Below are 12,152 nucleotides of genomic sequence, written 5' to 3' on the forward strand. Positions count from 1 at the left end.
GGTAGTGGCAGGAGGGCCGTGCACCCATGAAGTCAGCCATGAAGTCGTACATAGTCGGCGTCGGCATGACCAAGTTCGAGAAGCCCGAGACGCGGGACTGGCAGTACTGGGACATGGTGAAGGAGGCGGGGAGCGCGGCGCTCGCGGACGCCGGCGTCGCCTACCGGGACGTCCAGCAGGTCCCCGTCGGCTACTGCTTCCAGGCCTCGACGGCCGGTCAACGGGCCGCGTACGAACTGGGGTTGACGGGAATCCCCGTCTACAACGTCAACAACAACTGCGCGACGGGCTCCACCGCCCTGATGATGGCCCGCCAGTTCGTCGAGGGCGGGATCAGCGACTGCGTGCTCGCGCTCGGCTTCGAGAAGATGCAGCGGGGCGCGCTCGGCGGCGGCGCCGACGGCGGGTCGGATTTCAAGACGTCGCCCGTCGCCCGGCACTACGGCATCATGGCCGCCCGCCACGGCTTCGAGATGTCCCCGCCCACCGCCCAGATCTTCGGCGACGCGGCCCGCGAGCACATGGAGAAGTACGGCACGACCGAGGCGCAGCTCGCCGCGGTCGGCGCCAAGAACCACCGGCACTCGGTGAACAATCCCTACGCCCAGTTCCAGGACGCGTACACCGTCGACGAGATCCTGGCGGCGAAGACCATCCACACACCGCTCACCAAACTCCAGTGCTCACCCACGTCCGACGGCGCCGCCGCGGCCGTCGTCGTCTCCGAACGCTTCGTCGAGGAACGGGACTTGGGGGACAAGGCGGTGGAGATCGTCGCGCAGGCGATGACCACCGACACCGAGGAGTCCTTCGCGTCCGGCTCGTGCATCGACGTCGTCGGGCAGCCGATGTCGAGGGAGGCGGCCCGCCAGGTGTACGAGCGCTCCGGGCTCGGCATCGACGACGTGGACGTCATCGAGCTCCACGACTGCTTCTCCGTCAACGAGTTGCTCACGTACGAGGCGCTCGGCATGTGCGAGCAGGGCGAGTCCGGCAAGCTCGTCGAGTCGGGGGCGACGACGTACGGCGGCCGCTGGGTGGTGAACCCGTCGGGCGGCCTGATCTCCAAGGGGCACCCGCTCGGCGCCACCGGGATCGCCCAAGTCGCCGAACTGACCTGGCAGTTGAGGGGTCAGGCCGAGGCGCGTCAGGTGGCCGGGGCGCGGGTCGGGCTCGCGCACAACATCGGGCTCGGCGGGGCGGCGGTGGTCACCATGCTGCGACGCGCCTGACGCGGACCTTCGAGACGTCGGGGGTGCGAAGGCAGGCTCTCAGGACAGCGACGTCGTCGGCCTGCCCAGATACCAGACGGGCCCGGGGTCCGGCACGGCCAGCGGGCGGAAACCGAGACGGTCGTAGAACGCCCTGGCCGAAGTGTTCGCCCGCACCATGCACAGGTGCACGGCCGGGACCCCGCGGCTGCGCAGCGCGTCGAGGAGGGTGCTCATGAGGGCGCGGCCGTACCCCCGGCCCTGCCAGTCCGGCAGCAGATCGATGTGCAGATGTGCGGGGAACGCGGCCAGCTCCTCGTGGACCATGCGCTCGGGGTCGTGCAGCAGGGTGACCATCTCCTCGGACGGGGTGCGGGCTGCCCGGGTGAGGGCCGGGTACCGCCCGGCGACCCGCGGAAGCCACTCGCTGCGGAACCGTTCGGTGAACTTCGCGGTGTCCGCGGCCCCCAGGACGTATCCCACGGCGGCGCCGCTGCCGTCGTCCAGGACGAACGCCAGCTCGGGTTCGAGCGCCACATAGGGGTAGGCGAATATCGACGGCATCAGTTCCGGATCGGGGTGTATGGCGGACGAGTCCCGGCCTTCGTGCGCTGTCTGTACGCAGACGGAGGCGATCTCGGCGCGGTCGGACGGCTGGTAGGGGCGGATGAAGGGTTCGCTGCTCATGCTCCGCAGGATTCCAGGATGGGAGCGCTCCCGTACGGCAGTTCGCGATCTCTCCCGCATCAACTTCCGCGCATACTTCCGCACGAACTCCGGCACGGAACCGCCCCGCAGGACCTAGGTCTGTGGACGTATGACCTTCGGCCCACGTCGCATGCACCGAAATTCTGATGTACGGGGTACGAGTGGCCTGAGACCATGACACTCATGCCGCAGACCTCTCTCACCGACTCCGACTCCGGCGCCGCGATACGCCCACGCCGAACCGCCCCGCCCGCCTGGCTGGTGGTGGCCGTGGCCTGCGCCGGACAGTTCCTCGTCGTCCTCGACGTCTCCGTCGTGAACGTCGCGCTGCCGTCCATGCGCGCCGACCTCGGGCTCAGCGCGACGGGCCTGCAGTGGGTGGTGAACGCGTACTCGATCGCGTTCGCCGGATTCATGCTCCTCGGCGGCCGGGCGGGCGACCTCTTCGGGCGCAAGCGCATGTTCCTGGTCGGGCTCGGCCTGTTCACCCTCGCCTCGCTGGTGGGCGGGCTCGCACAGGACGACTGGCAGCTCCTCGCGGCGCGCGCCGTACAGGGCCTCGGCGCAGCGGTCCTCGCCCCCTCCACGCTCACCATCCTCACCTCGGCCGTGCCCGAGGGCGCCGCGCGGGCCCGGGCCATCGCGACCTGGACGGCCGTGGGCGCGGGCGGCGGCGCGGCGGGCGGCCTGGTCGGCGGCGTGCTGACCGAGGGCCTCAACTGGCGCTGGGTCCTCCTCATCAACGTCCCCCTCGGCGCGCTCGTCCTCGCGGCCGCCGCGCGCTGGATCCGCGAGTCCAAGGCCGGTGGCGAGCGACGCCTCGACCTGCCGGGCGCGCTGCTCGTCACCGCGGGCACGGCGACCCTCGCGTACGCCATCGTGCAGACCGAGGCGGAGGGCTGGGGCGCCGCCTCCACCCTGGTGCCGCTCGGCATCGCGCTGGCCCTGATCGCGGCGTTCCTCGCCGTGGAGGCCCGTACGCGGCTGCCGCTGATGCCGCTCGGACTGTTCAAGGTGCGGTCGGTGGCCGCGGCCAACGCGGCGATGTTCGTGTGCGGCATGGGCAGCTTCGCCATGTGGTTCTTCATGACGCTGTACGCGCAGAACGTCCTCGGCTACACCCCGATCGAGGCCGGTCTGGCCCTCGTCCCCAGCTCGCTCGCGGTCGTGGCCGGCTCGAAGATCGCGCCGCGCCTGATGCCGAGGTTCGGGGCGCGGAACGTGGCGGTGACCGGAGTCCTCGTCACCGCGGCCGGGTTCGCGTGGCAGTCGACGATGACGGCGGACGGCTCCTACGTCACGACCATCATGCTGCCCGGGATCGTGATGATGGCCGGTGCCGGATTCGCGATGACGCCGCTCGCCTCGCTGGCGACGTCGGGCGCGGCGCCCGGTGACGCGGGCCTGGTCTCCGGCCTGGTCAACACGTCCCGCACACTGGGCGGTTCACTGGGCCTGGCGATCCTCTCCACCGTCGCGGCGTCTCGCTCCGCGGGTTCGGCGGACCCTTCATCGCTGACCCGCGGCTACGCGGCGGCGTTCTTGTACGGGGCGGGGATCTTGGCGGTGGCGGTTGTGGTGCTGCTTGCCTGGATGCCGCGAGCCAAATCCAGCGGCTCCGGCAAATCCAGCCCGCTCTAGGACGAGAGGCAGCGGGGTCCGGGGCAGAGCCCCGGGAGCTCAGCGCCGTCAGGGCTGCCTGATTCGCTCCCGGGCGCGCCCCGGTGGACCTGCTGCGCGCAGTTCCCCGCGCCCCCGAGGGCGGGGTCTACAGCCACCCCTGTTGACGAGCGGAGCGCATCGCCTCCATGCGGTTCCGCGTCCCCGTCTTGCCGATCGCCGAGGACAGGTAGTTCCGGACGGTCGACTCGGAGAGGTGGAGTTTCCCGGCCACGTCGGAGACGGTCGCCCCGTCCGCCGAGGCACGCAGGACATCCGCCTCGCGGGACGTGAGAGGGCTCGGGCCCGCCGACAGCGCGGCCGCGGCGAGCGCCGGGTCGACGACCGTCTCGCCGCGCAGCACCTTGCGGATCGACTCGGCCAGGTCCTCGACGGGCCCGTCCTTGACGAGGAAGCCGGCCGCGCCCGCCTCCATGGCCCGCCGCAGATAGCCGGGCCGCCCGAACGTGGTGAGGATCAGCACCCGGCAGTCGGGCACCTCGTCACGGAGCAGCGCGGCGGCGTCGAGGCCGCTCATGCCGGGCAGTTCGATGTCCAGGAGGGCGACGTCGGGGCGGCATTCGAGTGCCTTGTCGACGATGACGTCGCCCGCGGCGACCTGCGCGACCACCTCCATGTCCTCCTCGAGGCCGAGCAGCAGCGCGAGCGCACCCCGCATCATTCCCTGGTCCTCGGCGAGCAGGACGCGCACGCTCTTCGCCGGGCGGTGGTCTTGAGGCATCTCTGTCACGGGGGAGAGGTTACGTGGCGGCCAGCTGGGTGTCCGGCGCCGACTCCAGCTCTCCGACGGGCAGTTCGGCCCGCACGGTGAAGCCGCGCAGCGCGCCGGGCCCCGCGTCCAGGGAACCGCCCGCCGTCGCGAGGCGCTCCTTGAGGCCCTTGAGTCCGGTGCCGCCTATCCCGGGAGTGCCGCGCACCGCGTCCGCGACGCCGACGCCGTCGTCCGTGACCCGCAGCCGCACCCGCTCACCCGTACCGTCCACGGTGATGGTGCACGTGGTCGCGGAGCTGTAGCGCACGGCGTTGGTGACGGCCTCGCGCACGACCCAGCCGAGCAGCGCCTCGTTCTGCGCGGACAGCGGCGGTCCCGACTGGCGTACGACCGGTTCGATGCCGGCGGCGGTGAGCGCCGAGCGCGCCCGGTCCAGCTCGGTGGCGAGCGAGCCCTCGCGGTAGCCGGTGACGGCCTCCCGGATCTCGGTGAGCGCCTGGCGTCCCACGGCCTCGATGTCGGTGACCTGTTCCAGGGCCGCGTCCATGCTGCGCGGCGCGAGCCTGCGCGCCGCCTCCGACTTCACCACGATCACCGACAGCGTGTGGCCGAGCAGGTCGTGCAGGTCGCGGGAGAAGCGCAGCCGCTCCTTCTCCACGGCCTGGCGGGCCAACTCCTCACGGGCGTCGCGCAGTTCACGTACGGTCTCGGACAGGGAGAGGATGGCCGCGGTCACCATCGTGGACAGGAACGTGCCGTAGAACACGCTGACCGCGTCCCAGCCCTCGCGCAGCGCGCCGACGGCCCCGCCGAGGACGCTGAGCCCGATCCCCACCTTGCCGATGTTGCGGCCCCGGGTGATCGCCCCGACGGCGAGGCCGAGGAGCGGGAAGAACGCCAGCCAGTTGCCGCCGTAACCCCCGGCGAGACCGCAGGTCAGCAGCGTCATCAGGATCAGCGCGACGAGCGTCGACCGCGACTCGCGCTTCTCCTTGTCGAACGCCCTGAACACCACATAGATGTAGAGGGAGTTGAAGGTCAGCAGGGCGATGCCGCCGATCCAGGGGTTGGGGGTCTCGCCGTTGATGAGGTTCGAGAAGGCGCCCAGGCCCATGAGGAGCCAGGGCAGCATCGCGAACCCGTTGGGCGGCGGGCCGAGTTCCTCGGCGCGGGGGCCGTCGTCCCCGCACTCCTTGCGCGCCGCCTTCACGCGCTCCTTCTCGGCCTTCCACTCGTCCCGTGCCTTCTGCCACGACCGCCAGGCGTGCACGGCCCGCTTCCTCCACGTCGTCATGCCCGACTCCCCGTTCCCGTTCAGATGGTCTGTGCTGCCCTGCGGTAGGACACCACAGCGTACGAACCGAAGGCCACCAGCCAGCAGGTGAGCACCGCGAGCGCCACCAGGGAGGGGGAGTGGCCGTCGGCGACCGACCGGCCGATCTGCGCGAACCGGTTGGTCGGCGTGGCGGCCGAGACGTGCTGCAGCCAGCCCGGGAACAGGTCCACCGGGAACCACAGGCCGCCGAGGACCGCGAGCCCCAGGTAGCAGAGCATGTTCACGCCGCCCATGGCCTGCGAGGTCATCCGGTAGCCGTTGCCGAGGCCCAGCATGGTGAACGGCAGCGAGCCCAACCACAGCAGCAGCGCGATGACCGGCCACTTCCAGACGTCCATCCGTACGCCGTTGACGAGGCCGCCCGCGAGCATCACCGCCCCGATCGCGGGCAGCACGGTCACCGCCCCGGTCAGGGCCCGCGCGATCACCACCTCGCGCGGTGACATCGGCGTGATCCGCAGCTGCCGCAGCCAGCCGATCGCCCGGTCCTCGGCGACGCCGCCCGCGGTGTTCAGGGCGGCGCCCAGAGCCCCGTACGCGGCCATGCCGACCATCGACGCGGTCTTCCAATCCCCGCTGTTCTCACCGAGGTTGGTGAACAGGAGGTACATCAGGACGGGCATCGCGACCGTGCCGATCACGAACCGGCCGTCCCGCAGGGTGCGCCGCACTTCGAGCCGCAGGTAGTCCCACATCACACACGCTCCAGGTCGCGGGGGTCCGCGGTCAGCGCCATGAAGGCGTCGTCGAGGGAGGCGGGGGCGACCTCCAGATTCCGTACGAGGTCCAGGGCGGCCAGTGCGATCACGGTCGCGTCCGAGTCGCCGGTCCGCAGCCGCGCCCGGTCGCCGCGGATCTCCACGGAGAGCACGCCCGGCAGCGTCGACAGGCCCGCCGAGGCGCGCCCGGCCAGGTCGAAGGAGACGAGGCTGCCGCCGCCGGCCTTGCGCAGTTCGTCGCCGCTGCCGTCGGCGACGACGCGGCCGTGGTCGATGACCACGATCCGGTCGGCGTTGGCGTCGGCCTCCTCCAGGTAGTGCGTGGAGAACAGCACGGTGTGGCCGCGCCGGGTGTGGGCCCGCATCGACGCCCAGAACGCGTGCCGGGCCTCCACGTCGAGCGCGGCGGTCGGCTCGTCGAGCACGATCAGGGACGGGTTTCCGGCCAGCGCCACGGCGAACCGCACCCGCTGCGTCTGCCCGCCCGACAGCTTGTCGACCCGCCGCCCGGCCAGCTCCTCGATCCCGGCCAGGCGCAGGGCGTCCGCGACCCGCATGGGGTCCGGGTAGCGCCGGGCCACGAAGCCCACCAGCTCCGCGACGGTGACCCGGGGCACGGCCTTGCCCTCCTGGAGCATGGCGCCGACCCGCCCGGTCCGTACGGCCGTCTCCGGCGCCGCGCCGAACAGCTCGACGTGCCCCTCGTCCGGCTCGTCCAGGCCGAGCAGTAGGGAGATGGTGGTGGACTTGCCCGCGCCGTTGCGTCCGAGCAGGGCCACGGTCTCGCCCGCCGCGATCTCCAGGTCGAGCCCGTCGACCGCCCGTACGTCCCCGAACGTCTTGACGGCCCCCGTGAAGGACACCGCCGCTGCCTGTGTCGTCATGGCCCTGACGGTACGGATCCGGGGCGGGGCGGCGGCAGATGCGCAATGTCCGGACCTCGGCAGTACAAATGTCACGGCCCGCCACCGCGCGGCCGGGGCCGCGGCTGGTATCTGACGTGACGTCAGAAAAGCCCGGCCCGGCCCTTCCCAACCCATCCGCTCTTGGCTATACATGGGGTCGCCGGGTGAATTGGAACAGGTTCTACCCGGCCCGCGACGACCTCGGTGCGGCCGACGGTGCGGACGGCCGCACCGAGGTCTTGACCAGCCTTAGGAGCGTTTGCCTCTATGCCCATCGACGCCGCGAAGGCCGTTGCCGCCGAGCCCAGGACCGCCGAGATCACCTGGGGCCACAAGGACATCCAGCTCTACCACCTGGGCCTCGGCGCGGGCATCCCCGCGACCGACGCCGAGGAGTTGCGCTACACCCTCGAGTCCAAGCTGCACGTCCTGCCGAGCTTCGCGACGGTCGCGGGCGCGGGCATGGCCATGATGGGCGGCCTCGCCGCGCCCGGCATCGAGGTCAACCTGGCGCACGTGCTGCACGGCGGTCAGACCATCGAGCTGCACCGCCCCATCCCCGTCAAGGGCCAGGCGCACACCTCGGCCAAGGTCGCCGCCGTCTACGACAAGACGAAGGCCGCGGTCGTCGTGCTGCGCACCGAAGTCTCCGACGCCGACGGGCCGTTGTGGACCAGCGACGCCTCCATCTTCGTACGCGGCGAGGGCGGATTCGGCGGCGAGCGCGGCCCGTCCGAGCGCCTCGAGGTGCCGGACCGGGCACCCGACCGCACCGTCGAGCGGGCGATCCGCGAGGACCAGGCCCTTCTCTACCGCCTGTCCGGCGACTGGAACCCGCTGCACGCCGACCCCGAGTTCGCCAAGCTCGGCGGCTTCGACCGGCCGATCCTGCACGGCCTGTGCACGTACGGCATGACGCTCAAGGCCGTCGTCGACACGGTGCTCGGCGGCGACGTCTCCCGCGTCACCCGCTACTCGACCCGCTTCGCCGGAGTCGTCTTCCCCGGCGAGACGCTGCGCATCCGCATGTGGGAGACGCCGATGGGGGTCCCCCCTGTTCGAGCGAATTCGAGAACTAGGGGGAGCGTGCAGGTCACGGTGACGGCGGTCGACCGCGACGAGGCCGCGGTCCTCGCGGACACGGTCGTCGACCACACCTGATCCTTCTCCCCGGCAAAGGAGCCGCACCCCATGCGAGCAGCCGTACTGCACGAGATAGGCCAGGACAAACTCGAGGTACTGGACGACGTCGAGGCGGTCGGCTTCGGCCCGGGCCGGGTGCGGATCCGGGTCCGCGCGACCGGCCTGTGCCACTCCGACGTCTCCGCGATGAACGGCGTACTGCCGCAGCCCGCGCCGTTCATCCCCGGCCACGAGGGCGCGGGCGAGATCCTCGAAGTCGGGGACGGCGTCACGCACTTGACGCCGGGTCAGCGCGTCCTGGTCAGCTGGCTCCCGGCGTGCGGCACCTGCCCCGCCTGCAAGCGCGGCCAGACGCAGCTGTGCCTCGCCGGGTTCATGAACGCGGGCACCCCCAACTTCAAGCGCCCCGGCGGTGACGTGTTCGGCTTCGCCGGCACCGGCACGTTCACCGAGGAGGTCGTGGTCGACGCGGGCTGCGCCGTGCCGATCCCCGACGACGTACCGTTCGACATCGCCGCGCTCATCGGCTGCGGCGTGACGACGGGACTCGGCGCCGCCATCAACACCGCCGACGTGGCGGCCGGTTCGTCGGTCGCGGTCATCGGCTGCGGCGGCGTCGGCATCTCCGCGATCCAGGGCGCGCGGCTCAAGGGCGCGGCGCAGATCGTCGCGGTCGACCCGGTGGCGTCGCGGCGCGAGGCGGCGCTGAAGTTCGGCGCGACGGAGGCGGTCTCGCCCGAGGAGCTGGCCGACGCCAAGCAGCGCGTCACCGCGAACGAGGGCTTCGACTACGTCTTCGAGGTCGTCGGCAGGTCGGCCACGGCCCGCACGGCGTACGAGACGACGCGGCGCGGCGGCACGCTCGTCGTCGTCGGCGCGGGCGCCACGGACGACTTCCTCCAGCTCAACATGTTCGAGCTGTTCTTCGACGAGAAGCGCATCCTGCCCTCGATGTACGGCGGCGGCGACGTCCTGCGCTCCTACGAGCGGGCCATCGCCCTGTGGCGGGCGGGCCGCATCGACCTGGAGTCCCTGATCACGCACCGGGTGCCGCTGGCGGAGATCAACGAGGCCCTGGACCAGATGAGGACGGGCTCCGCCCTCAGGACGTGCATCGAGATCTAGGCAGGGCCTGAATTTGCCGACGAGGAGAGGAACTTCGCACATGTCAACGCCGCTCAAGGGCCACACGGCCATCGTCACGGGTGCCGGTCGGGGGCTCGGTCGGGCCGAGGCCCTGGAACTGGCCCGGCTCGGTGCCAACGTGGTCGTCAATGACTTCGGCCAGCCGGGACGGGACGGCTCGGGCGAGGCCGACGCGACCCCGGCCGAACAGGTGGCCCAGGAGATCCGCGGCGCGGGCGGCGCGGCCGTCGCCCACCTCGGCGACGTCGCGGACCACCAACAGGCCCAGGAACTCGTCCAGTTGGCGATCGACACGTACGGCCGCCTCGACATCCTCGTCAACAACGCGGGCATCCTCCGCGACCGCATGATCTTCTCGATGACCGAGGACGAGTGGGACTCGGTCATCCGCGTCCACCTCAAGGGCCACTACAACACCACCCACTTCGCGGCCCGCCACTGGCGGGACGCGTCCAAGGCGGCGGGCGCCCCGGTCTACGGCCGGATCGTGAACACCTCGTCCGAGGCCTTCCTCGCGGGCTCCGCGGGCCAGCCCAACTACGCGGCGGCCAAGGGCGGCATCGTGGGCCTGACCACATCGAGCGCCCTCGCCCTCGCCAAGTACGGCGTCACCGCCAACGTGATCTGCCCCCGGGCCCGCACCCGGATGACGGAGGACGTGTTCGCCGGGTTCGCCGTCCCGGAGGGCGAGCGCCTCGACCCGCTCGCCCCCGAGCACGTCGCACCCCTCGTCGGCTACCTCGCCTCACCGGCGGCCGCGAACGTGAACGGCCAACTCCTCGTCGTGCACGGCGGAATGGTCGCGGTCGTCGACCGCCCCCGGGTCCAGGCGAAGTTCGACACCGCCAAGGACGTCTTCACGTACGAGGAACTCGACGCCCTGCTCACCCCGCACTACAAGGACCGCCCCCCGAACGAGACGTTCGCGGCGGCGGAGGTGCTCGGCCTCAAGCACGGCCAGCCGTAAGCGACTTCCAGGCGCACGAGACTTCCAGGCGTACGCGACATGACGAAGGGCCCGGTTGGTCGACCGGGCCCTTCGTCATGCGTGGCCGGAGCTACGCCTCCTCGGCGCGCGCCCCGCGGTGCCGCCCGCGCGGCTCCGGCTGCTCGCCCTGTGCGGACGACATGGCCACCGCCCCGCGGTGCCGGCCGGGGCCGTCGGCCCTGGCCTCGACCCGCTCCGCGGTGTCCGTCCCCGCGCTCGTACCGTTGCTTCCCGTCATCGGACCACTCACCCCGTAAACACGTACAAGATCCTTCACTTACCGGGCGCGAGTCTAGGGCCTGCCGTCCGGCCCCCGAGAGGCGCCTTGCCCAGGGGCACGGGCCGCGGTGCGACGGGTGCCGCGGGGGCGGCCGGCCGGGGTTCGTCGGGCGGTGGTGCGGGGACGCGGGCGAGCCCGCACGGCGCCTCCTCGGTGACGCAGGGGAGTGCCAGCTCGCCGTCCTTCGACCAGAAGCCGCAGCCCGCCAACCAGCCGCGCGGGGCCGCGAGTTGATGCATCCGGCCCTCGGCGGGACGCCACAGGCCGAGCCACGGCACGCCCTCCTGCGGGCCGTCGATGCGCAGCGCCACCGCACAGCTCTCCGGCATCAGCGTCTGCCCGGGCTGTATGGCGAACGGCGTCAGCGTGGACCCCGCGAGCCGCAGCGCCTGCGGGAAGCGGACCGGCAGCGTACTGCCCAACACGCCCCAGCCCAGGCGGGGTTGACCCGGCTCCGCCGCGTCCGAGCGGACCAGGATCAGGCCGCTGTCCAGATCGGCGAGGAGCAGGCGGTCCGCGCTGTCCTCGGTGATCTGCAGCAGCGGCGAGACCTCCCCGCCCCGGTCCAGATCGACCGCGACCGTCTTCACGGGCCCGCCGCCCGGCGGTTCACGGTCGAGGGCGAGCAGCCGCCCCGCCCGGTCCAGCCAGACCCCGCCCGAGCAGCGCCCCTTCACCTCGGCCACGTGCTCGGGCCCGAACGAGCCGCCCGCCACCAGCCACACGTCCGTCGTCTCCTCGCCGACGGCCAGCGCGTACGCACTGCGCCCGTCGGGGGCCGGCGGCAGCAGGGTCAACTCCCCGCACTCCACGGCCCCCAGCGGCACCTCGCCGGTGCCGGGCCCGGTCGGATAGAGCAGCGAGAACAGATGGCGGCCGTCCGCCTCGCGCCGGATCAGCACCCGGCCGTCGGACAGCGGCTGCAGCGCCGTGCCGGGCTCCTCGGGCTGATGGGCGGGCAGCGGCACCGCGTACGGTTCGGGACCGTCCAGGGTCCAGCGCTCCGGGAACCAGGACGCGCCGTGCTGGGCGAGCCGCGCCGCGTACGAGGTGTCCGCCGTGATCACGCACACCGACTGCGGCGGCTCCGCCCGCATCTCCGTGGCGGGCTCGATGGCCAAGGCCGTCATGGGGAACTGACACCTCCGGTTGTTCGACGCGGCTTACCGCTCCCTGCCCCCTCACGGCTGAAGCTAGTTTTCGCACGTACCTCCGTGGCACGCGCCGCCCTCCGCTTCACACCAAAGGGTGGCCATGTCCCAAATCGCCTGAGAGGGAAGTGCCTGGTGTGCTCACGGACCCGCGGTGGGGCCGGGCGAGGCGG

Annotated in this window: 12 protein-coding genes; 5 read left to right on the forward strand and 7 right to left on the reverse strand. The window is 71.9% G+C overall.

Annotation, left to right across the window (positions count from 1 at the left end):
• Positions 1–38: 38 nt before the first annotated feature.
• Entirely contained in the window at positions 39–1,232 is a 1,194-nt protein-coding gene (locus tag ACIBUY_RS20585) for a lipid-transfer protein (RefSeq protein WP_399153278.1), read from the forward strand.
• Positions 1,233–1,271: 39 nt separating this feature from the next.
• Here the strand turns inward: ACIBUY_RS20585 and ACIBUY_RS20590 are convergent, their stop codons facing one another.
• Complete coding sequence (locus tag ACIBUY_RS20590) at positions 1,272–1,898, reverse strand: GNAT family N-acetyltransferase (protein WP_399153279.1); 627 nt, start codon at positions 1,896–1,898, stop codon at positions 1,272–1,274.
• A gap of 195 nt (positions 1,899–2,093) precedes the next feature.
• Here ACIBUY_RS20590 and ACIBUY_RS20595 point away from each other — a divergent pair, with 195 nt between their 5' ends.
• Positions 2,094–3,560 carry an MFS transporter gene (locus ACIBUY_RS20595; RefSeq protein ID WP_399153280.1) on the forward strand — a complete coding sequence of 489 codons (1,467 nt, stop codon included), beginning with the start codon at positions 2,094–2,096 and terminating at the stop codon, positions 3,558–3,560.
• Between the two features lie 127 nt (positions 3,561–3,687).
• Here ACIBUY_RS20595 and ACIBUY_RS20600 read toward each other — a convergent pair whose 3' ends face one another.
• The 4 genes from ACIBUY_RS20600 to ACIBUY_RS20615 are packed head-to-tail and all read right to left on the reverse strand — an operon-like array spanning position 3,688 to position 7,250.
• Complete coding sequence (locus tag ACIBUY_RS20600) at positions 3,688–4,320, reverse strand: response regulator transcription factor (RefSeq protein WP_365562004.1); 633 nt, start codon at positions 4,318–4,320, stop codon at positions 3,688–3,690.
• A 19-nt stretch (positions 4,321–4,339) separates the two neighbouring features.
• Positions 4,340–5,605: a sensor histidine kinase gene (locus ACIBUY_RS20605; RefSeq protein WP_399153281.1), complete on the reverse strand. Its 1,266-nt coding sequence runs from the start codon at positions 5,603–5,605 to the stop codon at positions 4,340–4,342.
• A 20-nt stretch (positions 5,606–5,625) separates the two neighbouring features.
• The gene (locus tag ACIBUY_RS20610) at positions 5,626–6,342 is read right to left on the reverse strand and encodes an ABC transporter permease (protein WP_399153282.1); all 717 of its coding nucleotides are present in this window, start codon (positions 6,340–6,342) and stop codon (positions 5,626–5,628) included.
• A complete protein-coding gene (locus ACIBUY_RS20615; protein WP_399153283.1) occupies positions 6,342–7,250 on the reverse strand; it encodes an ATP-binding cassette domain-containing protein in 909 nt (302 codons plus the stop codon). The genes ACIBUY_RS20610 and ACIBUY_RS20615 overlap by 1 nt, the downstream gene beginning before the upstream one ends.
• A 288-nt stretch (positions 7,251–7,538) precedes the next feature.
• On the opposite strand from ACIBUY_RS20615, the gene ACIBUY_RS20620 reads away from it, so the two are divergent.
• From ACIBUY_RS20620 to ACIBUY_RS20630, 3 genes are read left to right on the forward strand one after another with little or no spacing between them, the layout of a single operon-like run.
• On the forward strand, positions 7,539–8,432 hold the full coding sequence (locus ACIBUY_RS20620; RefSeq protein WP_399153284.1) for a MaoC/PaaZ C-terminal domain-containing protein: 894 nt from the start codon (positions 7,539–7,541) through the stop codon (positions 8,430–8,432).
• A gap of 30 nt (positions 8,433–8,462) precedes the next feature.
• Entirely contained in the window at positions 8,463–9,539 is a 1,077-nt protein-coding gene (locus ACIBUY_RS20625; protein WP_365561580.1) for a Zn-dependent alcohol dehydrogenase, read from the forward strand.
• A gap of 40 nt (positions 9,540–9,579) precedes the next feature.
• Positions 9,580–10,527, forward strand: a complete 948-nt coding sequence (locus ACIBUY_RS20630) for a 3-oxoacyl-ACP reductase (protein WP_399153285.1) — start codon at positions 9,580–9,582, stop codon at positions 10,525–10,527.
• A gap of 91 nt (positions 10,528–10,618) precedes the next feature.
• Here the strand turns inward: ACIBUY_RS20630 and ACIBUY_RS20635 are convergent, their stop codons facing one another.
• Together ACIBUY_RS20635 and ACIBUY_RS20640 are read right to left on the reverse strand one after the other, a co-directional pair.
• Entirely contained in the window at positions 10,619–10,786 is a 168-nt protein-coding gene (locus tag ACIBUY_RS20635) for a hypothetical protein (protein ID WP_365561585.1), read from the reverse strand.
• 35 nt (positions 10,787–10,821) lie between these two features.
• Positions 10,822–11,958, reverse strand: coding sequence for a hypothetical protein (locus ACIBUY_RS20640; RefSeq protein WP_399153286.1), 1,137 nt, complete (start codon positions 11,956–11,958; stop codon positions 10,822–10,824).
• Positions 11,959–12,152 lie beyond the last annotated feature (194 nt).

The sequence above is a fragment of the Streptomyces sp. NPDC050085 genome, from assembly GCF_044460595.1.
GTDB lineage: Bacteria > Actinomycetota > Actinomycetes > Streptomycetales > Streptomycetaceae > Streptomyces.

Coding starts and splice junctions, on each gene's coding strand:
- ACIBUY_RS20585 (WP_399153278.1), top strand. CDS start 39: ATGAAGTCGTACATAGTCGGCGTCGGCATGACCAAGTTCGAGAAGCCC.
- ACIBUY_RS20590 (WP_399153279.1), bottom strand. CDS start 1,898: ATGAGCAGCGAACCCTTCATCCGCCCCTACCAGCCGTCCGACCGCGCC.
- ACIBUY_RS20595 (WP_399153280.1), top strand. CDS start 2,094: ATGACACTCATGCCGCAGACCTCTCTCACCGACTCCGACTCCGGCGCC.
- ACIBUY_RS20600 (WP_365562004.1), bottom strand. CDS start 4,320: ATGCCTCAAGACCACCGCCCGGCGAAGAGCGTGCGCGTCCTGCTCGCC.
- ACIBUY_RS20605 (WP_399153281.1), bottom strand. CDS start 5,605: ATGACGACGTGGAGGAAGCGGGCCGTGCACGCCTGGCGGTCGTGGCAG.
- ACIBUY_RS20610 (WP_399153282.1), bottom strand. CDS start 6,342: ATGTGGGACTACCTGCGGCTCGAAGTGCGGCGCACCCTGCGGGACGGC.
- ACIBUY_RS20615 (WP_399153283.1), bottom strand. CDS start 7,250: ATGACGACACAGGCAGCGGCGGTGTCCTTCACGGGGGCCGTCAAGACG.
- ACIBUY_RS20620 (WP_399153284.1), top strand. CDS start 7,539: ATGCCCATCGACGCCGCGAAGGCCGTTGCCGCCGAGCCCAGGACCGCC.
- ACIBUY_RS20625 (WP_365561580.1), top strand. CDS start 8,463: ATGCGAGCAGCCGTACTGCACGAGATAGGCCAGGACAAACTCGAGGTA.
- ACIBUY_RS20630 (WP_399153285.1), top strand. CDS start 9,580: ATGTCAACGCCGCTCAAGGGCCACACGGCCATCGTCACGGGTGCCGGT.
- ACIBUY_RS20635 (WP_365561585.1), bottom strand. CDS start 10,786: ATGACGGGAAGCAACGGTACGAGCGCGGGGACGGACACCGCGGAGCGG.
- ACIBUY_RS20640 (WP_399153286.1), bottom strand. CDS start 11,958: ATGACGGCCTTGGCCATCGAGCCCGCCACGGAGATGCGGGCGGAGCCG.